This is a genomic window from Runella sp. R5_40 (assembly GCF_057652295.1).
This window is the reverse complement of the sequence record NZ_JBYFCH010000039.1, coordinates 1-23,825: the sequence shown is the minus strand read 5'-3', so window position 1 is coordinate 23,825 and position 23,825 is coordinate 1. Positions and strand designations below refer to the sequence as shown.

General features: G+C 44.9%; 22 protein-coding genes. 5 read left to right on the top strand and 17 right to left on the bottom strand.

Features of this window, described 5'->3' with window-relative positions:
• Positions 1–36 precede the first annotated feature (36 nt).
• The 7 genes from AC23N5_RS30605 to AC23N5_RS30575 all read right to left on the bottom strand — a co-directional run bounded on the left by AC23N5_RS30605 (position 37) and on the right by AC23N5_RS30575 (position 7,479).
• On the bottom strand, positions 37–417 hold the full coding sequence (locus AC23N5_RS30605; protein WP_487758439.1) for a response regulator transcription factor: 381 nt from the start codon (positions 415–417) through the stop codon (positions 37–39).
• 16 nt (positions 418–433) lie between these two features.
• The gene (locus AC23N5_RS30600; protein ID WP_487758438.1) at positions 434–3,133 is read right to left on the bottom strand and encodes an ATP-binding protein; all 2,700 of its coding nucleotides are present in this window, start codon (positions 3,131–3,133) and stop codon (positions 434–436) included.
• Positions 3,126–3,335: a hypothetical protein gene (locus AC23N5_RS30595; protein ID WP_122933860.1), complete on the bottom strand. Its 210-nt coding sequence runs from the start codon at positions 3,333–3,335 to the stop codon at positions 3,126–3,128. Before AC23N5_RS30595 ends, AC23N5_RS30600 begins: the two co-directional genes overlap by 8 nt.
• 87 nt (positions 3,336–3,422) lie before the next feature.
• On the bottom strand, positions 3,423–3,641 hold the full coding sequence (locus tag AC23N5_RS30590) for a DUF6814 family protein (protein WP_028522184.1): 219 nt from the start codon (positions 3,639–3,641) through the stop codon (positions 3,423–3,425).
• A 28-nt stretch (positions 3,642–3,669) separates the two neighbouring features.
• On the bottom strand, positions 3,670–5,229 hold the full coding sequence (locus AC23N5_RS30585; protein ID WP_183975247.1) for an MFS transporter: 1,560 nt from the start codon (positions 5,227–5,229) through the stop codon (positions 3,670–3,672).
• 47 nt (positions 5,230–5,276) lie between these two features.
• Positions 5,277–6,668, bottom strand: coding sequence for a porin (locus AC23N5_RS30580; RefSeq protein WP_183975249.1), 1,392 nt, complete (start codon positions 6,666–6,668; stop codon positions 5,277–5,279).
• Positions 6,669–7,056: 388 nt separating this feature from the next.
• Positions 7,057–7,479, bottom strand: coding sequence for an IS1/IS1595 family N-terminal zinc-binding domain-containing protein (locus AC23N5_RS30575; RefSeq protein ID WP_028522187.1), 423 nt, complete (start codon positions 7,477–7,479; stop codon positions 7,057–7,059).
• A gap of 283 nt (positions 7,480–7,762) precedes the next feature.
• On the opposite strand from AC23N5_RS30575, the gene aceB reads away from it, so the two are divergent.
• From aceB to AC23N5_RS30560, 3 genes are all read left to right on the top strand, one after another.
• Positions 7,763–9,376: a malate synthase A gene (gene aceB, locus AC23N5_RS30570; protein WP_487758437.1), complete on the top strand. Its 1,614-nt coding sequence runs from the start codon at positions 7,763–7,765 to the stop codon at positions 9,374–9,376.
• A gap of 50 nt (positions 9,377–9,426) precedes the next feature.
• Positions 9,427–10,716, top strand: a complete 1,290-nt coding sequence (aceA, locus tag AC23N5_RS30565; RefSeq protein ID WP_487758436.1) for an isocitrate lyase — start codon at positions 9,427–9,429, stop codon at positions 10,714–10,716.
• 478 nt (positions 10,717–11,194) lie between these two features.
• Complete coding sequence (locus tag AC23N5_RS30560; protein WP_487758435.1) at positions 11,195–12,232, top strand: dienelactone hydrolase family protein; 1,038 nt, start codon at positions 11,195–11,197, stop codon at positions 12,230–12,232.
• Between the two features lie 91 nt (positions 12,233–12,323).
• Here AC23N5_RS30560 and accC read toward each other — a convergent pair whose 3' ends face one another.
• From accC to AC23N5_RS30525, 7 genes are all read right to left on the bottom strand, one after another.
• Positions 12,324–13,667 carry an acetyl-CoA carboxylase biotin carboxylase subunit gene (gene accC / locus AC23N5_RS30555; RefSeq protein WP_183975257.1) on the bottom strand — a complete coding sequence of 448 codons (1,344 nt, stop codon included), beginning with the start codon at positions 13,665–13,667 and terminating at the stop codon, positions 12,324–12,326.
• A 16-nt stretch (positions 13,668–13,683) separates the two neighbouring features.
• Entirely contained in the window at positions 13,684–14,160 is a 477-nt protein-coding gene (gene accB / locus AC23N5_RS30550; protein WP_487758434.1) for an acetyl-CoA carboxylase biotin carboxyl carrier protein, read from the bottom strand.
• A gap of 36 nt (positions 14,161–14,196) precedes the next feature.
• Positions 14,197–14,760 carry an elongation factor P gene (gene efp, locus AC23N5_RS30545; RefSeq protein WP_028525186.1) on the bottom strand — a complete coding sequence of 188 codons (564 nt, stop codon included), beginning with the start codon at positions 14,758–14,760 and terminating at the stop codon, positions 14,197–14,199.
• 94 nt (positions 14,761–14,854) lie between these two features.
• The gene (locus AC23N5_RS30540; protein ID WP_028525185.1) at positions 14,855–15,844 is read right to left on the bottom strand and encodes a beta-ketoacyl-ACP synthase III; all 990 of its coding nucleotides are present in this window, start codon (positions 15,842–15,844) and stop codon (positions 14,855–14,857) included.
• A gap of 69 nt (positions 15,845–15,913) precedes the next feature.
• Complete coding sequence (gene plsX / locus AC23N5_RS30535) at positions 15,914–16,852, bottom strand: phosphate acyltransferase PlsX (RefSeq protein WP_183975261.1); 939 nt, start codon at positions 16,850–16,852, stop codon at positions 15,914–15,916.
• A gap of 128 nt (positions 16,853–16,980) precedes the next feature.
• Positions 16,981–17,172: a 50S ribosomal protein L32 gene (gene rpmF, locus AC23N5_RS30530; protein WP_028525183.1), complete on the bottom strand. Its 192-nt coding sequence runs from the start codon at positions 17,170–17,172 to the stop codon at positions 16,981–16,983.
• Positions 17,173–17,232: 60 nt separating this feature from the next.
• Complete coding sequence (locus tag AC23N5_RS30525; protein WP_183975263.1) at positions 17,233–17,778, bottom strand: YceD family protein; 546 nt, start codon at positions 17,776–17,778, stop codon at positions 17,233–17,235.
• A gap of 237 nt (positions 17,779–18,015) precedes the next feature.
• Here AC23N5_RS30525 and AC23N5_RS30520 point away from each other — a divergent pair, with 237 nt between their 5' ends.
• A complete protein-coding gene (locus tag AC23N5_RS30520; RefSeq protein ID WP_183975266.1) occupies positions 18,016–18,699 on the top strand; it encodes a hypothetical protein in 684 nt (227 codons plus the stop codon).
• A 139-nt stretch (positions 18,700–18,838) separates the two neighbouring features.
• Here AC23N5_RS30520 and AC23N5_RS30515 read toward each other — a convergent pair whose 3' ends face one another.
• Positions 18,839–20,305: an MFS transporter gene (locus AC23N5_RS30515; RefSeq protein ID WP_487758433.1), complete on the bottom strand. Its 1,467-nt coding sequence runs from the start codon at positions 20,303–20,305 to the stop codon at positions 18,839–18,841.
• 130 nt (positions 20,306–20,435) lie between these two features.
• On the opposite strand from AC23N5_RS30515, the gene AC23N5_RS30510 reads away from it, so the two are divergent.
• On the top strand, positions 20,436–20,957 hold the full coding sequence (locus AC23N5_RS30510) for a DUF2141 domain-containing protein (protein ID WP_487758432.1): 522 nt from the start codon (positions 20,436–20,438) through the stop codon (positions 20,955–20,957).
• Between the two features lies 1 nt (position 20,958).
• Here AC23N5_RS30510 and AC23N5_RS30505 read toward each other — a convergent pair whose 3' ends face one another.
• Positions 20,959–21,504, bottom strand: a complete 546-nt coding sequence (locus AC23N5_RS30505) for a DUF2911 domain-containing protein (protein ID WP_487758431.1) — start codon at positions 21,502–21,504, stop codon at positions 20,959–20,961.
• A gap of 39 nt (positions 21,505–21,543) precedes the next feature.
• A complete protein-coding gene (locus tag AC23N5_RS30500; protein WP_487758430.1) occupies positions 21,544–23,685 on the bottom strand; it encodes an FN3 associated domain-containing protein in 2,142 nt (713 codons plus the stop codon).
• Positions 23,686–23,825 lie beyond the last annotated feature (140 nt).

The window sequence follows — 23,825 nt, the reverse complement described above, 5'->3', positions numbered from 1 at the left end:
GTATAGCTACAATTTTGCAGTATAACATCCTGATTTTTAGACTGCTGCTTCCGAAATATCCCGTATCAATCCGTTTACTTTGGCCATCAAATCGCGGGTAGAAAATGGCTTCGGAACGTACAAGCTTGCTCCTAACTCTAACCCTTTGGCCATATCGGCTTCTTTGCTTTTTGCGCTCATAAACACCACTTTAGCATGTTTATAAGCATCGTGTTTTTTAATAAATTCGCAGACTTGGTACCCATCTACCCTGGGCATCATAATATCAAGTAGTACAATATCAGGGATGTTCGCCTCGATGATGTCAAATGCCTCGGCACCGTCGCGAGCAATAAACACTTTATGTCCTTCTTTTTTCATCAAAAACTCCAAAGACATTAAGATGTTAGGCTCATCATCAACAATCAAAATTTTCATGCCCGTCATTTTATTTTTAGTTTTTACCCAGTGGGATTTCGCACGTAAATACACTTCCTTTACCTAGCTCGCTTTCTACCTTGATAGTTCCTTGGTGCAGTTCTATGATTTTCTTACAGATAGCTAGTCCAAGTCCGCTGCCTTTTGGTTTTCGCACCGATTGGTCGCGAGTTTGGTAAAATTTTTCAAATATAAGCTCTTGATATTTATTATCTATGCCTTGGCCATTATCTGATATGCTAAATGATAGAGATGCTTCGGTTTGAAGGGTATTGATTTGAATTTTTCCCGTATCAGCGGGGCAAAACTTAATCGCATTTGATACCAAATTGATAATCACCTGAATAAGTCGGTCGCGGTCGGCGCGGATAGGGCCGTAAATACCTTCGTAAGCTACGTCAATTTTGATGTTTTTTTCTTTCGCCAGTTGGTCGAGCGCTTCCAAGGATTCTTCCACAATGTCCTCCATCAAAAATTCGTCGATGTCCAACTCTTGTTTTCCAGTTTCAAAACGTTCAAGGGCCAACACTTGGTTAATCAGTCGGGTCAAACGTTCGGATTCTTTAGTAATGGTATTGACAAAATGCGACCGTTGGTCTTCTTCCATATCGGGATTATCGTGTACAATTTCCGACAAAGCCCGTATCGACGTCAATGGCGTACGTATTTCGTGCGTGACCGTTGACAAAAAGTCATCTTTTTGAATATCAGCAATTTGCAACAGTTCATTGGCTTGTTTTAGCTGCTGCGTCAGTTGTTCTAATTCTTCCGACTTTCGCGTTAATTCTTCATTCACCGTCTTCAACTCTTGCGATGTTTTCAGAATATCAATCACTTCTTCGACGCTGATTTGCTCTTCTTTTGCCACCGACGACACCAAAATACGCGCCGAAGCGGCACCAATGGCTCCGCCCAGCATTTTTTCGGCATAGTTTACCACTTGGGAGTCGGCGTACCTCGTATTCAAATCCAGCTTATTCTGTTTGGCGTACAACTGAAGCGTTTCTTCCGTATGGCTTTTCCCAAAGAAAATTGTCAACAGGGACTTAATATCCGTCACCAGTGCTTTCCCCTTCCAAGCTACCGCACTTTCGTAGGTTTTTGAGTATTTAAAAACATCCACAAACAATACTGCTTGGTTGTGTTCCAACGCCGTAGGCTGCGACAACAACGACCCTCCCACGTAAAAAAGCAAGTTCAACAACAACGACCAAAACGTTCCGTGAGAAATATTATCGAGTCCCGTTACTCCCAGCAACGATTCAGGCCGTAACAAATCCATCCCCCAAGGGCCTTTACTAAGTATATCGGGCGACATGTACCCCGCCGACACCATCGACGGAATAATCAGGGTATAAAACCAAACGCCTCCTCCAACCAAAAGCCCTCCCACGGCTCCCACTAACGACCCACGTTTCCAAAAAATACCGCCTAGCACCACGGGCGCAAACTGCGCTACCGCCGCAAACGACACCATCCCGACCGACACCAAACTGTATTTATCGCTGACGTTTTTATAGTATAAATAAGACCCTGCCATCAGCAGGACAATAAACAAACGCCGCAACGTAATGACGACCTGCCCCATGTCTCCGCCAAAACGCCGCTGAAAATCGGTGCGACTGACCAGCCAAGGCATAACCAAGTTGTTGGTCAACATCACCGTCAAGGCCGTACATTCCACAATAATCATACTCGTAGAAGCCGCAAACCCTCCCAAATAAGCCACAAAAGCCAGTGCTTTTTCGTTAAAATGCAAAGGTATCGACAATACAAATTGGTCGGCTTTTACCGCTGTACCCAACAAAATTTTTCCTCCCAACGCAATAGGAACGACGAAAATGTTGATAACCAATAAGTAAAGTGGAAAAATCCAGAGCGCTTTACGAAGGTGATTTTCGTTTACATTCTCCACCACCGTTACCTGAAATTGCCGTGGCAAAAACATAATGGCCAAAGAAGCCAATAAGCAATACCAAAACCAATCGCTTGTTTTTTCTTCTTTGATGGTAAATATCCGCTGTAAATCAACGAGTTTCGATGCTTTCTGAACAATATCATCGAATCCATCAAAGACGATGAATGTCACAAAAACACCCACGGCCAAAAAGGCAAATAGCTTAAACAACGATTCAAATGCAATGGCGGCCACCATTCCTTCGTGGCGTTCGTTGGCATCGAGTTTGCGCGCCCCAAATAGAATGGTAAAAATCGTTAGGACGATTGAGATATAGAAGGCTTTATCCAGCCAAAGCGAATTGCCTGCGTCGTTGGCCGTGGTCAAAATACCAAACCCGCTGGAGATTGCTTTGAGTTGAATTGAGATGTAGGGAATCGTCCCGACAACGCACAAAATCGTCGCAATGACGCCCAACGCTTGGCTTTTCCCGTAACGTGCCGACACAAAATCGGCGATATTGGTAATGCGCTGAACTTGACAAATGCGGATGATTTTCCGAAAAATAACCCACCAAAGCGGCATCGTAATGGTAGGTCCAATAAAAACGGCAATAAAATCCACTCCCGACTCCGCCGCCCGCCCGACGCTCCCGTAAAATGTCCATGCCGTGCAATAAACCGCCAATGACAACGCATACACGTACGAATTACTGACCAAGCTCCGCCCTTTGGCCGAGCGCTGTTCAGCCCAGTTGGCCACAAAAAACAAGACCAACAAGTACGATATAGACCAGAAAATCAACCAAAAGCTATTCATCAGAATGGTGGTTGTTGGTATTATTAACAATCAAAAAAGTGACAACAATAATCAAAAACCAGATTCCAAAAATTCCCATGTACAACACAGGCGTGCGCCACTTAAAACTCAAGCGGTTGAAAATGCTCAAAATGGGGTTGTTGTACAACGCCCAAGCCAGTAAACTCAAAGCCACCAAGGCCAATTCTCGCGTTTTTGACATATAATTAAGCATGTGAAAAATGGCTGCCGAGGGTTTCTAACACGCTCGACAACCATTCCTAATTATAAACCCTAAACCTAACCTTATTTATTTTTCATCGTATTCGCCAGAGAGCGCATAATACCCGAGTATCGACATCCCGCCAGCGATGATTGGTGCCAAAATGAAGGTATAGATGATGGCAGGTACGAGGTCTGTACCCCCTTTATCCCACATTGGCAATGCTTGGTTGATGAAGAGATAGTAGCCTGCGTATAGACCAATACCTATCCAAACAATTCCTAATATTCTTTTTATTGCGTTCATAATTCGTTGTCTTTTAAAAGGTTAAAGATTAGTCGTTAGCGTTTTTGTCTTCCTTGATGTAAAGTAAACCAATCACAAAACTTACCCCAGCAAGGATAATTGGATACCAAAGCCCTTCCAAGTACGGTTGGGTGTTCACAATTGCTTCTCCTGCTTTTTCGGCTGCATCGTTGATGTCCTTCGCACGAGTTGCTAAGTAGGTAGCAATCGCAGGCATCAATCCACCAAACACCCCGTTACCAATGTGATACGGCAACGACATCGACGAATAACGAATACGGGTTGGGAACATTTCTACCAAGAAGGCCGCAATAGGGCCATACGCCATCGTTACAAAAAGCAACAAGATAAAGACCATCAAGACAAGCGTGTTGCGGTCGCTGTTGTTGATTGTAGTTATTTTTTTCACGTCGGGCTTAGGAGCTTCTTTGCTCGCATCGGCCAAAATCGTCACTTTCTTTACCTCTTTGTATTTTGTTCCATCCGTAAACTCCTTGGTCGTGGTTGTCGTAATGAGCGAATCGACTTCAGACCCAGAAGCAAGCGCACGTTTTACCTCCACTTTGGTATTGGCCACAATCTCCTCTTTGTTCTTGAGGTTGGTCGTTTGGTAGATTTTCTCAAAAATCGGGCGATAGCAAATAATCGCTAACAACATACCTGCCAACATAATGCCTTTGCGGCCGATTTTGTCGGACAATGAAGCAAAAATCACGAAGAACGGCGTACCCAACAATAAGCCTAAAGCAATGATAACGTTCACTTGGTTGTCATCGACGTTGCAGATTTTTTGCAAGAAACTCAAGGCATAAAACTGACCCGTGTACCAAACTACCCCTTGCCCCATTGTGGCTCCAAAAAGCGCCAATAACACAAATTTGAAGTTATATTTATTGCCAAACGACTCTTTCAATGGGTTGGCAGATGTTTTTCCTTCGGCTTTCGCTTTGGCAAAAAGTGGCGACTCGTGCATATTACGACGGATAATAAACGATACCCCCACCATAATCAACGATACCCAAAACGGAATACGCCATCCCCAATCGTTGAAAGCTTCGGTACCAAGCGTGTTGCGAGTGACCATGATAACCAACAACGACACAAACAAGCCAATCGTTGCTGTCGTCTGAATCCATGATGTCCAGAATCCGCGTTTTTCGGCGGGTGAGTGCTCCGCTACGTAGGTCGCCGCACCGCCGTATTCTCCACCCAAGGCAAGTCCTTGCAAAAAACGAAGTAGCAATACCAAAAGGGGAGCAAAAAAGCCGATGGTTTCGTAGCTCGGGATACATCCAATCAAAAACGTCGCTCCACCCATCAAAATAAGGGTCACCATGAAGGTATATTTACGACCAATGAGGTCGCCCAGACGGCCAAAAAACAAGGCACCAAAAGGCCGCACCACGAAACCTGCCGCAAACGTCGCCAAGGTCGAAAGGAAAGCCGCCGTTGGGTTATCGGGCGGGAAAAATTTAGTAGCGATTACGGTCGCCAAACTTCCGAATATGTAGAAATCGTACCATTCGATGAGCGTACCAACCGACGAGGCTCCGATGATGTACGCTAAACTTTGTTTTTTCTCAGACATGATTGAAAAGGTTGTAAGTTTTTTAAATTTGATTAGGTTAAAAGGTATTAGAGGTAAATTTGAAGTTGGGCAATAAACTCTCCATATTTCTTACTTACACCCGCCGCCGTCAGGCCTGGGCGAAGCGAATACTGCGTGGTAATTTTGGCATGGTGGCCGTCGATGAGCCAGTTGATGCCCGTATCAAAGTTTGAAACTGTTTTTGACAGCGCATCAAAGTTCTTGCTGGTATATGCCATGAAGGGTTGTACGCGCATTTTAGGTTTGTCGGTGGCTTTAGGCAACAATAAGCCTACCTGTGTATAGAAGATTTTTCCAGTTCCAATCATAGGTTGAGCATTTCCAGCGCCAGCCAAGAGTTTATCAGTTCCTGTGTAGTTAGGATCTATGGCACCGATGTTCATGATGCCGATATTTCTCAAGTAGTTTGGACCGAAATTATACTTGAAAAAGCCCGAATAAACGGTAATAGCCGTGTTTTTTTCTTTTTTACCAATGGGCATATCCAAGAAAGCATCTACTGACATTAGGTTTACGTTGTGTTTGGTAACCGTGCCATTGACCGATGAGCGTGTCCCTTCAGGTTGGCTATAAAACCCAGCTCCGATGTTAAACACGCGCTTCGTTCCCAAATAGGTTCCTACTTTGAACGGCAACAGATTTGATTCTGAATCTAAGAATTGGTACTCCACGTATCCCGTTTTGGCCCACTTGCTCGTCCCGTTGTTATCAACGGCCACTGCTTTTACGCCATCTGTTACATTTGCTGGCGCAAGACTTGTGTTAAAGGGTTTATTTAAGCCAAAACGGTATTCAAGTTTGTTCAATTTTCCTTTGGCAAAAAAGCCATATTGACGAGCAAACTGGTCGGCATTGTCAATCGTTGCCCAAGAGAAAATAGGCGAGTCAACGGTCAAAAAGTTAAGTGTTGAAGCCATGGTCATCCGCGATATACCCATAAAATAATGTAACCCTGCTCCCACGCTCAAACTTGAGTTTTTGTTTTCTTTGGTAGGTAAAATCAAGTGGTACTCGTTCCAAAAATCGTGAAAAAACATTTGCGGTTTCTTGCCATTTCCGTAGCCCCCCGTTCCTGTACTTCCAGAGCCACCACCGTTGATAAATGTTTGGTTGTTAATCCCAAAGTGAGCCAAAATCATATACCGTTTGCTTACTTGTGAATAGGCCAACATCCTAAGACGGCGTCCCGAAATATCAAAATTTGATTTGGCAGGCTCTCCTCCCACGGTCGTCCCAGGGTTCAACTGCGACGCTCTAAACCACGTTTGGTTCCACGTAATCACACGAATGTACTTTGTTTTTTCGGGGTTCAAATCAAGTTTGATACCCGTTCCGTAATCAGTTGAACCTTGGCCATAACTCGTTGTTGCCAAGAGGCTACTGGCCATCAATACCAGTATGGTTAAACACTTTTTCATAGGTACGTTAAAGAAAAGAGGTTAAAAAAAGAGGTCGGTTCATTTTGTGTTATTCAAATATTTTTTTGAATAATCACTCGACAAAAGTGGAAGAAAGGATTTAAAAATCCGCTTGGGTGATGTTGTTATGCTAAACGCATATAGGTAGCAAACAAAACGGCTGTTTTTAAGTAAAAATCAGTAGAAAAATACAGTACGGAAGAAGATTAAGCAATAAATGAAAGGCCATGTCGGAAGTTTTCCCTATACTATTTTGAAAATACGCCCTAAAAATCATCTATTTTAATTTAGCAAACATATAGTAATTTAGCAATAAACAGTCATTTAATATAAAAAAACGGGGGTAACATGATGTGTTACCCCCGCCTCAATGCACTTATTGGTGTAATTAATCTTTGAATCTTTCCCATTTAATCATCATAAACTTGTCCCCTAATTCGGTCACAATCATGCCCGTTCCTTCCAAATTTTTACGGTCGGCATAAAACTCAGCCAGCTCTTTGTGATTCATCACTTTGTAGGTAGCATGGTGCGTAATTCGGTCGGGCATTTTGATTTGATACTTCTTTACCCAGTTCATCACCGACACGTGGCTAACTCCCAGAAGTCGCTCTATTTCACGGTAACTAACTCCCTCAATGTACAACTGAAGCGCCTTAATCACGTAGTAGGAGCTAATTCCTTTGCCAAGTTTATCGACCGTAAAATTGTAATCGCATTTTTTACAACGGAAACGCTGACGGTCTTTGATGATTCCGTTCTTGACAGTTTCGAGACTGTCGCATTTGGGACATTTGAGTGTTGCTGCCATGAAAAAGGAATGGTTAAGTTATAATTAGAGGAAGTGTCCTATAGTAATTTACCAAAGCTAATAGGACTATTCATATAAAAAAATGTTTTTGGTCACGTTTAGTATTGTTTTGCTAATTAACTATAGCTTTCAAATTTTCTTTTTTGAGCTTTCCCCTGATTTTCAACAACTTAACAACCTCCACCTTGCAGAAATTTTTATTTTAGCGAAATTTCGCTTGTTTTATATTTTTCGCTAACATACTTTTGAAACATCAATTACACTTCATCAACACTTGAACAAAATGAGTACTCAAACCGACACCCTCCTTGAAGGCATTGACATCACAAGAACGATGTGTAGCCAGTACGACCAAATCTTAACTCCTGAGGCTCTGCAATTTATCGCTCACTTGCATCGACGCTTTAACGGGCGCCGCCTCGAACTCCTTCGCCTCCGCGACCTTCGTACCATCGCAATTCAAAAAGGCGAAATGCCGCAGTTCCTTCCCGAAACTGCTCCTATTCGCGAAGCCGATTGGACTATCAATGCCATTCCCAATGATTTACAAAACCGCCGTACCGAAATTACAGGCCCCGTTGACCGCCGCATGGTCATCAATGCCCTCAATTCGGGAGCGAATGTATTTATGGCCGATTTTGAAGATGCCTCTTCTCCCACTTGGAGCAACATGGTAGAAGGGCAAGCCAATCTGTACGATGCGGTTCGTCGCCAAATCAACTTTACGGCCGAAAATGGTAAGACCTACCAGCTCAACGACAACATAGCTACGTTGGTGGTTCGTCCGCGCGGATGGCACCTCCACGAAAAACATCTACTCGTTGACAATCAAGCCATTTCGGCTTCATTGTTCGACTTTGGATTATACTTTTTCCACAACGCTCATCAATTGTTGCAAAACGGCAGCGGGCCGTATTTCTATCTGCCCAAGCTGGAAAGTCACTCAGAGGCACGGCTCTGGAACGACGTATTTATAGCCGCTCAAGAGTGGTTCCACTTGCCTCTGGGCACCATCAAAGCGACGGTTTTGATAGAAACAATTTTGGCCGCCTTCGAAATGGACGAAATCATTTATGAACTTCGACACCACTTGGCTGGACTAAATGCGGGGCGCTGGGATTACATTTTTAGTATCATCAAAAAATTCAAAGATTACCCCGAATTTATCTTGCCAGACCGTACCCAAGTCACGATGCGAATGCCATTTATGCGGGCTTATTGTCGGCTTTTGGTTCAAACGTGTCACAAACGAGGTGCCCACGCCATCGGCGGGATGTCGGCCTTCATTCCTAGCCGCCGCGATGCCGAGGTCAACCGCATTGCTTTCGAACGGGTAGAAGCCGACAAACAATTGGAAGTAGAAACTGGCTTTGATGGCACGTGGGTTGCGCATCCCGATTTGGTATCGGTTGCCAAAGCTCCTTTTGACGCTCTGCTTGGTGCTCAGCCTCACCAAAAACACATCAAACGTGAACATGACCGCATCGAAGCCGAAGCGCTTATCGACGTTTACATCAAGGAGGGAACCATCAGTGAAAGCGGCTTACGTGCCAATATCAACATTGGTATCCTGTACATTGCCTCTTGGCTACGTGGCGTAGGTGCCGCTGCCATTCATAACCTGATGGAGGATGCCGCCACTGCCGAAATTTCGCGGGCGCAGGTATGGCAATGGCTGCATCACGAAGTCAAAACCTTTGAAGGCCGCCCAATAACGCTCAATTGGTACAAAAACGTTTTTATCGAAGAAATCAATAAAATCAAACAAGACGTTGGTATCGAAGCGTTTACCAAAGGCCATTACGAACAAGCTGCCGAGTTGTTTGACCGCTTGGTCACGCAGCCTCAATTCGAGCCCTTTTTGACACTCCCCGCTTACGACCTCTTAGACGCCTAGCAATCTTCCTCTTTTTTATCAAATACACTTCATCACAAACATCAACAACAATGAAAATTAGCACACAAGATCGCATTCAATCGCTCATTGCCGATTGGACGACCAACCCTCGTTGGAACGGAATTCAGCGCCCATACACGGCCGAAGAAGTCGTTCGTCTAGCGGGTTCGTACCAAATCGAACACTCGGTGGCTCGTATGGGCGCTGAAAAATTGTGGAATTTGCTCCAAAATGACCAATGGGTCGCTGGGTTGGGCGCACTCACGGGCAACCAAGCCGTGCAAGAAGTAGCTGCAGGCATGAAAGCCATTTATCTTTCGGGCTGGCAAGTAGCTGCCGATGCCAATTTAGCTGGGCAAATGTACCCAGACCAAAGCCTTTACCCTGCCGACAGCGTTCCAGCAGTCGTAAAACGTATCAACAATTCTCTTTTGCGGGCCGACCAAATTCAATCGGTGAGCCATGACGGCAACATCGACTGGCTTGTTCCTATCGTAGCCGACGCCGAAGCGGGTTTTGGAGGCAATCTCAATGCGTTTGAATTGATGAAACAGATGATTGAGGCGGGGGCATCTGGCGTTCACTTTGAAGATCAACTTTCTTCGGCCAAAAAATGTGGTCACTTAGGCGGCAAAGTATTGGTTCCTACCCAAGAGGCCATCAATAAGCTGGTCGCGGCACGCCTTGCCGCCGATGTCATGGGTGTACCTACGCTGGTTATTGCTCGTACCGATGCCGAGGCCGCCAATCTTATCACATCCGACATCGACGAACGCGATGAGAAATTTATCCGCCGCGACTTGGGTCGTACGCCCGAAGGCTTCTACTACGTTCGGAATGGACTTGAACAAGGCATCGACCGTGGTTTGAGTTACGCCCCTTATGCCGACCTGATTTGGATGGAAACAGGCAATCCCGACTTAGGACTAGCGCGTGAGTTTGCCGAAGCCATCCGCAGTCTGTTTCCTGATAAATTGTTGGCCTACAATTGCTCACCGTCGTTCAACTGGGCGAAGTTTATGGACGAAAAGCAAATGCTTAACTTCCGTGAAAAGATTGCAGAAATGGGGTATAAATTCCAATTCATTACTTTGGCAGGCTTCCACGCCCTCAATACGGCCATGTTTGAGTTATCGTCGGCCTACGTAGAACGCGGAATGGCAGGTTTTTCAGAACTACAACAACGTGAATTTGCGCTCCAAGCCAAAGGCTTTAAAGCCGTAAAACACCAAGCTTTTGTGGGGACCGGCTATTTTGATGCGGTTCAGAATACCGTAACCGCGGGTACTTCTGCTACTGTCGCCATGAAGGGCTCGACCGAAGAAGAACAGTTTCATTAGAAGCCTGACTTTCCAAGTTTGGATTTCAGCAAACAACGCAACTTGGAAAGTCTAGTCACTGAAGGCTTTCCAAGTTTGAGTTTCGACAAACAACGAAACTTGGAAAGTCTAGTCACTGAATTTGTGTATATAATTCAGGGATTTCGTTTAGGGTAAATGGTTTGAAAGCAGGCAACAATTCCGTTGTCTGCTTTTTTTTCTACAAACGTTGAGCCTCTGCCGAGGCTACTTTTGAATTCCTTAAATCTCCACAAACGTTGCGCCCCTATCGAGCTACAAACGTTGAGCCTCTAACGAGGCTGTTTGAAATGTCTCAAAAGCTTTTGTCTGCGCGCTAATGGTGGGGGTTCTTTCAGACGGTTTAGCCAAAATTTTACACGGCTTAGCGACAAAATTGGCAGGCTAACCGAAGATTTTTTCAGGGCTTTGGAGCTCTTCCCCAATTTTGCAGCGTCAAATTTTTAAACACATACAAGCCATGAAAACAAACAAATCAGTACGTTCAATGTTCAACACAATTTCCCAAAAAGCCCTTTTAATCGCCATTTTAGGCGTTTCTCTCTTCGTTGTAAGCTGCCAAGAACCAAATGCAGAGGTAGCTCCAGCCCCCCATAAAACCACAGCTAGTGCCCGCCTTGCCACCGACGCCATCGCCGTTGCAACCAACGACACCGTTTACAATGTCACCTTCCAAAATGCCAAAGGATTAACACTCACCGCCAAGCTATACGTGCCTGCCCTCCAACCTGGCGAGCAGATTCCTGCCATGGTTGTGATGCACGGATGCGGCGGAATGTGGTCAAACGATAACGTAGCTGCCAACAAAATGAAAACCAATTTCAACGAATGGGCAGCCGATTTTACTACGAAGAAAATTGCGTCATTATTTATCGACAGCTACACCAATCGCCTTGAAAATGGTCAGCCAATCGTGGAGTTTTGCGGCCGCACTCCGCTCAACGATAGCATTTGCTCTCCTGCCTACGAACGCACCTACGATGCCTACGCTGGTTTGGCTTATTTGCGTACCTTGCCTTACGTTCAAGGAAGTCGAATTGGATTAATGGGCTTCTCTCACGGAGGTTCTACGACCATGGCAGCACTTGTCAATACCACATTAGTCACCAAAAGCCAGTGGACAGTTTGGTATCAAAATAAGACTTACAATGTCGCCGCTCCCGTTGCTCGTCCTGCCCAAGGTGGATTCAAAACGGCCGTTGCTTATTATCCTGGTGGTGGGTTCTTTAGTTACTTTGGAAGTGTTTCGGATGCAACCAAAGGCAAGTACATCAACTACGCCCCGCTGTTGATTCTGATTGGGAAAAACGATGATTTGCTTCCTGCCACCCAAGTACAATACGACCGTGCCAAATTAAACGGTGCAGGAACAAGCATTGAGTTAGTGACGTACGACAATGCAAATCACTCTTTCGACGAAAAAACAACGGGTGACGACGCCGTTGCTAAAACCGCTGCTCGTACCAAAGTTTCAAGCTGGTTAGCGGCGACTTTGTAATCCTAATTGGGATAACGACATAAAAAAAGCGGGCTGTATGGCCCGCTTTCCATGTTTATTTTAAGCAACGGAAACACCGTTTTGTGCTTTATTACAAACCACTAAAATCAAATGTTTCGAGGTATTTTGTCGTAAACATTCCCGATTGGAAGCCTGCATCGTCCATCAAGCGAATGTGGAAAGGAATCGTTGTTTTGATACCTTCAATTACAAACTCTTGCAAGGCACGCTTCATACGCGTTGTTACTTCTTCCCGCGACTGTCCACTCACAATTACTTTCGCAATCATTGAGTCGTAGTTTGGTGGGATGGTATAACCTGCATACACGTGGCTGTCGATACGAACACCGTGTCCTCCAGGGAAATGCAACTGCGTAATTTTTCCTGGGCTTGGGCGGAAACCGTTGGCAGGGTCTTCGGCGTTGATACGGCACTCCATCGCATATAGCTTTGGAGAGTAATTTTGGCCCGAAATACGCTCACCAGCAGCTACTTTGATTTGCTCCTTAATAAGGTCAAAATCAGTTACTTCCTCCGTAATTGGGTGTTCTACCTGAATACGCGTGTTCATTTCCATGAAATAAAACTCGCCGTATTTGTCCACCAAAAACTCAATCGTTCCTGCGCCTTCGTAGGCAATCGCTGAGGCGCCACGGATAGCCGCTTCGCCCATGCGCTCACGAAGCTCGGGAGATACAATTGGTGATGGCGTTTCTTCAACCAATTTTTGGTGACGACGCTGAATCGAGCAATCTCGCTCCGAAAGGTGGCAAACGGTGCCATATTGGTCACCTACTACCTGAATTTCGATGTGGCGTGGCTCTTCTACAAACTTCTCAAGGTACAAGCCATCGTTTCCGAAGGCTGCTCCTGATTCCATTTTTGCATCGTCCCATGCTTTCTGAAATTCACTTTCGTCTTTGATAATCCGCATCCCACGGCCACCACCACCCGCAGTGGCTTTGACAATCACAGGATAACCGATCCCTTTCGCAAGTTCTTTTCCTTCTTCAACCGATTCCAATAACCCTTCTGAACCAGGAATTACCGGAACTCCAGCGGCTTTCATCGTTGCTTTGGCGGTTGACTTATCCCCCATGAAATTGATTTGCTCGGCCGTTGCTCCGATAAATTTGATACCGTATTCGGCACAAATTCGCGAAAACTCAGCGTTTTCTGACAAAAACCCGTATCCAGGGTGAATGGCATCCGCATTGGTAATTTCTGCGGCAGAAATGATGTTGGGAATACTCAAATATGATTGGCGGCTTGGTGGAGGCCCAATACAAACAGCCTCATCAGCAAAGCGAACGTGAAGGCTATCACGATCTGCTGTGGAATACACAGCGACTGTTTTTATGCCCATTTCGCGGCAAGTACGGATAATGCGCAATGCAATCTCCCCGCGATTGGCGATTAGTATTTTCTTGAACATGAGTTTTTGGAAATTGTTAAGCAGGCTCTACCAAGAACAATGGCTGGTCGTATTCTACAGGCGTAGCATTTTCAACCAATACTTTTACGATACGACCTGATACTTCCGATTCGATTTCGTTGAAAAGCTTCATCGCTTCTACAATACAAACCACTTTTCCAGTTGCAACTTCGTCGCCTACTTCTACAAACGAAGGTTTATCTGGTCCGCCCGAACGGTAGAAAGTACCAATCATGGGTGATTTGATGGTCAAATACTTCGATTCATCCGCTTTGGCAGGAGCTGGTGCTGCTGCTGGCGCAGGAGCGGCCACTACTGGAGCTGGGGCTGCGGCCACTGGTGCTACGGCTACGGGCGCAGGGGCAGCAGCAACCACGGTAGTCACGGCGTTGCGCTTTACGCTTACCTTAAACTCACCAGTTTCGATATTTACTTCATCTAAGCTTGAGTGAGCGATGAAATCGAGTAGTTTTTGAATGTCTTTAATTTCCATTGTTGTTTGAAGTTAGGTTTTTTGGAGACTTACGTCTTACTTAACGCGTTCTGAGTACTCTCTGGTAGCCGTTTTGATGCGGATTTTATCTCCTTGTTCGATAAACATAGGCACCATGATACGCGCTCCCGTTTCTACTTCTACTGCCTTGCGAGGGTTGTTGGCAGTATCGCCTTTAATGCCTGGCTCTGCATATACTACTTCCAAGTCAACTGTGGCTGGAAGTTCGCACGTGAGGGGTGCTTCGTTTTCAGTATTCAATAAAATTTCTACCACTTGGCCTTCTTTCATCAAGTCAGCCCCATCAACCAATTTCTCGTCGATTGAAATTTGCTCAAACGACTCGTTATCCATGAAGTTGTATCCTGCTTCATCCTTGTAAAGGAATTGAAACTCGCGACGCTCAACGCGCACAGGGTAGATGGCAACGCCAGAGTTAAAGGTATTGTCCAACACTTTACCACTGGTAAGGCTTTTAAGTTTTGTACGTACAAAAGCCGCCCCTTTACCTGGTTTAACGTGTTGAAACTCGACAATTTGAAACAAATCGTGGTTAAAATTAATTACTAATCCATTACGGATGTCTGCAGTTGTTGCCATTTTAGTATGAATCGTTAATTCATTAGATTGAAGGCCACGAATAATCTTAGCCTTTTATCGAAATTTGATTTTTGAGAATTGAGAAGTTTCCTCGTTAATACGCCCATTTTACATATACCGAACCCCACGTAAAGCCTCCTCCAAAGGCGGCAAAAATGAGATTATCGCCTTTGTTAAGTTGCGATTCATAATCCCATAAGCACAAAGGAATGGTTGCCGCAGTCGTGTTTCCGTATTTATGAATGTTCAGCATCACTTTATCCATCCCGACTTTCATGCGGTTGGCCGTTGCGGAAATGATGCGTTTGTTGGCTTGGTGAGGTACCAACCACGCCACATCGTCGCCTGAGAGGTGGTTACGCTCCATGATTTCAGCCGCAACGTCGGCCATATTGGTAACGGCAAACTTAAATACCGACTGACCATCTTGGTAGGCATAGTGCCAGCGCTTGTCGATTGTTTCGTGCGTGGGCGGGAAGCGGCTTCCTCCTGCTTTTTGGTGCAAGAATGGCTGACCAGCTCCGTCTGATTTGATAATGGTATCTAAAATTCCGAGTCCTTCGGTGTTCGGTTCGAGCAAAACAGCGCCTGCTCCATCCCCAAACAACACGCAGGTCGTACGGTCGGTGTAGTCAATAATAGCCGACATTTTATCCGCTCCTACCACAATCACTTTTTTGTATTTACCCGTTTCGATAAACTGCGAACCCACCGTCAGGGCATAAATAAAGCCCGAGCAAGCCGCCTGAATATCAAAACTTCCAATAGACTTAATACCCACCATGTCGCAGATGAGATTGGCTGTACTCGGAAATACAAAATCGGGAGTAGTTGTTGCACAAATCAACAAGTCAATATCACCTGCCGCAGTGTTTGTTTTGGCCAAAAGCCCTTTTACTGCTTCGGCGGCCATGTGGGATGTACCCAGTCCTTCGCCTTTGAGGATATGCCGTTCTTTAATACCTGTACGGGCCGTAATCCACTCGTCGTTGGTATCTACCATTTTCTCCAACTCAGCGTTGGTTAGTACATAATCGGGTAAGTATCCTTGTATCCCCGTAATAGCCGCGCGAATTTGACTCATTTTTTACTTTGATATAAGTGATTAGGTCTCACCTCTTTATAACTCAGAGGGACGACGATAAAGGTGGTTTCAACTCAATGCTTTGGCAATATGGACATGGATTTGGGCTTCTACTTGTTTGCAAGCCCAAGTAATCATGTTTTTGATAGCCGTTGGTGACGAAATACCGTGTGCAATCATCACATTGCCGTTTACACCCACGATGCTACTTCCTCCCACCGCTTCGTAGTTCATTTTGTCGATGTAGTCATCTTTGATACCTCGTTCGCTGGCAACCGTATAAAACGACTCAGCGAGCTTAAAAAGGGCATTTCCTGTAAAACCATCCGTAATGATTACGTCGGCCTTGTCATCGAAAAAGTCGCCACCTTCCATGTTACCAACGAAGTTGATACGATTATTTTCTTTCAAAAGCTGGTGTGCGGCCTGAGCTACGAGCGAGCCTTTTTGCTCTTCTTCACCAATGTTCATCAACGCCACGCGTGGTTTGTCGATGCCAAAGGTATATTGAGCGTAGATAGAACCAATCACGCCAAATTGTTCGAGCACCTCTGGTTTGCAGTCGGCGTTGGCTCCGATATCAAGCATGGCAGCGTACCCTCCTTTTTTCTGAGGGACAAGTCCAACAATGGCGGGGCGAATAATGCCTTCAATCGCTTTGATGCTAAACAAAGCGCCTACGTGCATTGCTCCCGTATTGCCTGCGCCACAAAAGATGTCTATGTTCTTTTCTTTGAGTAACTTAAACCCAATTGAAATGCTCGAATGAGGTTTTTGGGATAAGGCTTTAGTGGGGTGTTCACCCATCTCTACCACGTCTTCTGCGTGTACGACCTCAATTTGCGAGCCTTGATAGCCGTACTTAGTCACTAACTGATTGACGATGTCTTGTTTGCCGATTAGCACCAGCTGAACATTGGTCGGTAAATTAGCCGCTGCTAAGACAGCACCTTCGACAATTGCCTCGGGGGCGAAATCCCCTCCCATTGCATCTATTCCTATTTTCATTTTTCTATTGTAGGTATTGGGTAGTAAGAGGCTGTAAAAATAGTAGATAAGCAATACTAAAAAAGCATTTCATCGCAACTTTCTATACAAGTTGTGATGAAATGCTTTCATATACAATGCTTTATAAACTAGACTTTTGCGTAGCCTTCTACTACAACTTTGCCTTTATAAACCAAATTACCCTCAAAAACGTGGGCGCGGTGCATTACGTGTACTTCGCCTGTTGTTGGGTCAGTAGAAAGAGCCTTGCCCGTCAATGCGTCGTGCGTACGGCGCTTGTCACGGCGTGTGCTTGAGTGTCTTCGTTTGGGATGTGCCATTACCTTATGTCTTTAATTAATTGTTCGTTTGCTATTTATAAATACTTAAAAAAGTGCGTATTAATTGCCTTTTAGCTTTTTTAGGGCTGCCCAGCGCGGGTCTTTCTCTTCGGGTTCTTCTGGTGTTTCTTCCTCGGGGGTTTGATACACCAAAATTCCATCAACTTCTTCTTCGTCTTCTAGTTCCTCCTCGTCGGTTCGGAATCGTGGATGAAGTTTTTTCATTGGCAATGCCAATGCGATGTACTCAAAAATATAACTGGCCACATTGATACGAACCGTGTCTTGACGAATCAGTTCGATTTCGTCAGAAAGCTGCTCGTTGTGATCGCCAAACTTTAAAATGAGCCGTTCCTGAATGTCCAAAGGTTCTTCAAATACCTCAAGACTGCGGTCACAAACCAATTCTACTTTTCCAACAATGTGGAAAGTAAGCATCAGCATCGTAGCCGATTTGTCCAGTTTTAAATGGGTTTTAAAGTGCCCACTTTCAATGAGTTCTTGCTCCAGCTCTTCAAAAAACTCGTTTTTAGACTCAAAATCAAAAACATATTGCTTTTCTTTTAAGCCGTAAATGTCTATGTCGTACTGTGTTAGCGCTTTCACTTCTCTGTCAAAATGGGCTGCAAAGTTAGAATTAATTATTAATATTCACAAGTCAAAAAAAGTTTCTGCTGTTTTTTAAAGGTTTTTTCCAAAAGCCAGCTGCTTTCTTTTCTTCCAACTACATTATAAACCACTTATCCCGTAAATCGTTCCGTTTATCCTAATCGCGCAACTTTTTGGGGTCGTTGCTGCATCTTGCTATCGAAATCAGTTCTTAAACTAAACAAATTTATAGCCATGAAAACGTTCATCTTCGCTCTCGCCTTCGCTGCTTCATTCAGTGCTTTTGCCCAAAACTCAGACGATTATTCTGAGAAAAAAAATAACTCCAAAGTATATTATACCAAAGGAGGAAATGCCAGCTTGCTCTCATTTGCCCAAGTTACCCGCGACGGTGAAGAGGTATCTTCTATCCCACGTTTTACGATGTTTGTCAACATTGGCACCAACGCCAACGTCGATTTAGGCAACCACTTGGGCCTTTTTGCAGGTTTGAACTTGACTAACATCGGGATGATTACCGAAGAAACAATCGTTGGCACCGTCAAAACCGACGTCTTTAAATACAAACAACGGGTGTATGCTTTGGGGGTTCCTGTGGGTATCAAAATCGGCGACCTTCGTAAGTTCTATGTCTATGGCGGTGCCGAAGCTGCGTATGCTATTAACTTCAAGCAAAAAACATTTATTAACGGCGAAAAAGTCGATAAGTTCAACGAGTGGTTTAGCAATCGGTCTAACCCTTTTATGCCTGCCGTTTTTGCAGGATTCCAAACCAAACAAGGTTTTGGATTGAAGGTGCAGTATTATCTCACTGATTTTTTGAATCCTGATTTTTCAGAAAATGGCGTAAAACCTTATGCCAACACAGAGTCAAAAATTTTCTTTGTGACCTTAGGCTATAACTTCGGAAAGAAATAGAATTTTGCGTCAGAGACGTTTGTCTCAAATCACAGTTTGGCGCAAAAGAAAAAGGGGGCTTGAAACTCAGCTTTGAGATTCAAGCCCCTTCTCTATTTTACTCATGCGTAATTCCCAATTCCCTCATTCGTAATTCGCCCTACGCTTGTTGTTCTTTTACCAGAAAACAAGACCCTGCCGCCAACAACATACACACACCCGCCAATACAAGGGCATTGCGTGGGTCATCGCCAAGAAGGGTTTTGTAGAAAATAGGCACGGTCAACATCCCGATAAATTGAGGTACGCAGATAAAGCCGTTGAAAATTCCCATATATACGCCCATTTTTTCTTTGGGAACGGCTGCTGCAAGCATCAAATAAGGCATTGACATGATAGAACCCCACATCAAACCAATGATGGTCATTCCTGCGAGATAGACCATTTTATCGTTGGAAAGTAATGTCATAAAAAAGCCCATCGCCCCGAGAACCAGAAATAATGCGTGTGTTCCGCGCGAGCTACCCACGATTTTTACAATACGAGGAATAAAAAACGAAATCACGGCGCAGGATACGCTAAACATGGCAAAACACAAACCACCCCATTTTGTTCCTTCCTCAAAACCTGTAGGATTAGAAACGGCATCGGGCGCGTTGAAGGCGTATTTGGCCACAGAAAGCGATAAATATTGCCACATCAACGGAAGTCCATACCACGTAAAGAATTTCACCCACCAAAGCTGACGCATCACGGTAGGCATCGACGACAACGGCGCTAAAATCTCTTTAAACACAGGAAGCATCAAAATCAAATAGCCTCCAATCAAAATACCTAATCCCCACTGAAGTCCAGTCGCGAATCCTCCTGAAAAATACGCGAATCCGAAGCCCAAAATAGCCGCTCCCACGGCAAGCGATAGGTGCCAAAAGGAAATAGATTTTTTCTCTTCATCGGTAAAAACATGCTTTTTCTTGTAGTCATCATTTTCGGGTGGGTACTCTTTGGTGGTGCGCATGGTCCAGAACACGGCAATCAAAATCGACGCGGCTCCGATGTAAAAAGGATAACGAACCGAATTAGGGATACCATTGGAAAGTTGCTCGTCGCTCAAAACCATCGAAACGCCCAAAAGTGGCAAAATATACGGCATGAGGTTGGCGAGGGTTTGTCCAAAACCAACAAAAAACGATTGTACGGCAAAACCTACGGGACGTTGTTTTTCGTTGAGCATATCACCTACAAAAGCGCGAAAAGGTTCCATGGCCGAGTTGAGACCCGCATCGAGCATCCACATCAACCCTGCCGCCATCCATACAGCCGAAGAATTGGGCATGAGAATCATGGCAAGGCTTCCAACAAGTGCCCCTACCAATATAAACGGACGACGACGCCCCCATTTGGGCGACCAACTGCGATCAGATACCGCACCAATAATCGGTTGAAGTAATAGCCCCGTGAGTGGGCCTGCGAGCCAAAGGCCAGGGATTGAAGCTTCGTCGGCACCGAGGTATCGGAAGATTGGACTCATGTTGGCTTGCTGTAATCCGAAGCCGTACTGAATCCCCAAAAACCCGAAACTCATGTTCCAAATTTGCCAAAAACTTAAATTGTTTTTTTCTTTCATCACTAGGTTAAGTTTAAAATCAAGTATTTCTGCAAGTATAGACAATTAGCAACGAATTGCAAACCTTCTGGTTTACATTTAAGTTATAAAAATTAGGATGAAAACAATAAACCATCTCCGCCGTTATCCCATGCAAAATCTTCTTGTAAGCCTTCTTTTTGCCCTGTTTTCAATGCATTCGGCCACGAATAAAATCTTTCGGAATGCTATTACGAGTTTTAAGCTGGTTGTGAGCAACCAGCCACACGGGGAGAGCAATCAGCCACACAATGAAAACTCTATTTCGGTTTCTGTGGATGTATCCAATATTACACAAACGAGGGGAAGTCTTCGCATCGGAATTTTTCGGGAAGGAAATCCTTTTACAGGTCCGAAAGCAAAACCAGATTTCTTTAAAGTAGTACCGATTACCGCAGCAACGACGCAGCAAGTGGCCGTTAGCTTACCCGCAGGAAGGTACGTCATTGCGGTTTATCATGACCTCAACGACAACGGCAAACTTGATAAAAACTTGGTAGGTTACCCCAAAGAACCTTTTGGGTTTAGTAAGAATTTTAGGCCGATTCTGTCTGCGCCAAGTTTTGAGGACTGTGCCATTGAAATCAAGGAAAACAGCCCCCAAAACCGTCAGAAAATCAAGCTCATTGACTAGCTTATTTGAAAGGGACGACCACTTTGGTGATATCCCACTCCAAGACGAGAGCGGGTTGATTTTCGTCAAATGAAATTTCAAATCTTTCTATTGGAATCGAAGATATAGTGACAGGCACCTCCACTTGAAGAACGTCTGCACTTTCCTCGCGGCTTGCTTCTCCTCCGAAACTCACCCCCCAACCGTACATTTTATTGTTGAAGATAACTGTCCATTTGTCTTCTTGAGGAATCGTCCAAAGGGTGTATTTTCCTGCTGGTAGGGTTTTACCTCCAATGGTTAAATCTTTGTTGGTGGTGAAGGTCGTGGCCTCGTTGGCGCCCGTACGCCACACTTTACCGTAAGGCACCAATTCACCAAAAATCTCGCGGTCTCGTTTAGAAGGACGACAGTAAAACACCGACAATTCGGTATCATCTTTTTTGTAATTAACCGTTGCTTCTGGGCTTGCTTTTTTGGTGCTTGCTTGCATAAATTTGAAAGCAATAAACAACACTACGGCTAGTACACCGACCACGATGCCTATCCATTTGAGGGCTTTTTTCATAGGTAAAAGGGTTTATGTTACAAATAAAACGATACGTACTCAATTAAAAAATACTTCGTCCACAAATACCCAAGCGGGTTGCCCTTTGCCTCCGTGCCATTCGGGGAGTTTGGCTACAGGTCGAGCAATCACCTTGATAAAAGTATAACTACCTTCTTTTACCTTAGTCTCGATGGCCTCTATCCGCGCGGCTTCGTTTTGGGTCGGCTGAACAGGATTTAGCTTCTGCATTAATTGGAGTTTAGTACGGTCGTTTCCTGCCCACACTTCAATCGACGCTGGTGGAAAAATATACCCTCCTAAGTTTCGCCCTATGCTCAACATCACCGATTTAACGGGCGTTGGTTTATCAAAAACAAAAAGTGCTTCCAACGGCTTTTCTCGGTAGCCCAGCCATGCCTTGTTTTTAAAGTCGTTGGCCTCCCCTTTTTTAAAGTTTATCAGCGTCCCACCTCCTTCACCCATGTATTGTGGGTTAGGCTCGTTGAGCAATTCCACCGCTTTGGGGCGGTATCCTCCTTTGAAAAAAGTGTATTCGACTATGTCACTAGCATACCATTTGTCTTTTACAGCCCGTGCTTTTACGATGGTGTAGCCGTTCAGCGCAAACGGTTTTTGATAAGCTGGTGCCGTCAGCGAATCGGGCAAAGTTCCGTCGGTGGTATAACGAATGGTGACACCTTTGAGGGGATGTTTAAACGAAACGGGAGTAGCATTGGTTAAAACCAAATTTTCGTTGACCAAAACAGGAGGGTTGAGCTTCAATTTTTCGGCATCAGTAGGTACATACCCCATTTCAAAGCGAATGGCAGGGTATTGCTTTTGAAGTTCTTTAGCTTCGGCCTCCGAAATAGGGGTATTCCAAATAAATACCTCTTTAAGGGCTGGAAGTTTTGCCAATGCCGCCATGCCTGCTTTTGTCTGTTTCGTTCCTGAAAGAGACAACGACTTCAATTTGGTCAACGATTGCAAATTCGACAAAGTCGCGTCGGTAATATCGGTATTGTTTAACACCAATTTTTCAAGTTGTTCAAACTGCCCGATGGTTTTCAGGTCTTCGTTTTTGACGGGCATATTTGACAAGTTCAGAGCCACCAACTGGTCTTTGATTTCGGACAACTCTCCCAGCTGTTCTTGCTTGTAAGCTTGACGCACAAAAAAATCGGTATGCAATGCGGGTGAACCATTGGCAATCGGAAAAATAACGCGAAAAGGAGTGTTTAGCTTTTCAATCGTCTCTTCACTAGCAGGCTCAAAATCGTACGTGGCCACTTGAGTTTCAGCGCTCTTTTCTTTGTTCAAAAAAGCCCGAATGGGGTCATTTGCAGCCAACTGACCCACCTTCTGTTTGGTATTAGCACCTGCGTTAATCCAAGCGGTTAGTACCCCAATTTCGTCGGCGGCCAACTGCGCTTTGCCTTTGGGTGGCATGTGTTTTTTATCTTCCAATGGCAGATTTGCCCGTTGAATAAGGTGGCTTTTTAGCGCATCGCCCGCTACCCATATCGGGCCATTTTTCCCTCCTTTGAGCAAGCCCGCAAGGGTGGTCATCAACAGCTCACCTTTGGTTTTTTGTTCGTTATGGCATTGGTAGCATTTGGCTTTCAAAATGGGTTGAATCGCCGCTTCAAAGACAGGGGTGTCGTCCGTAAAGGTCAGCTGCGAGGCTGCGTCAGTAGTGGGAAACAGGTAGTCTTCGCCGTGGGTCAAACTTGCGCCAAAGTGCCCCGTCACGAACATTGCCACGGCACTAAGCCCCAAAAGTGGCGTAAAAAGACGCTGTTCTTGCGCAGTCTGGTACAAAGCCCAAAGACCATAGCACAAGAAACTCAACCCAATGCCCGTGTATTTGTGCCAGTTGAGTACATCAGCGGTGTAGCCTTCTTCTCTTGATAAAAAGAAACCCATCAACGCAGCTGCTGCGGCCGACAAAGCAGTTATACCCAAGATAAATTTCATGAGTTTTGCAAAGCTTTCCCCCGCAAACTCCCGCTTAAAAAGCCAAAGTAGCCCCACAATAACCAACAAGCCAATGGGCAAGTGCAGCAGCATCGGGTGCATTCGTCCAACGGGCTGAAGCCAAGCGGGTAGCATGACTTTTTCCTGAAAAATCAATAAAAACAACAATAATACATGAAGACCAACCAGTAAATAAGATAGAAGGGTTTGGAAACGAAACATTTTTTAAGTGTCGAGGTTAGAGGGCAGAATGTCGAATTTTAAGGTCGTCGCTCGCAGGATGCGACGGGGCCGCCCTTTAGGTTTGTACTATGGTAAAATTTCAAGATTGAGTATTTTTAACAAACAGTACCAGAGTGGGC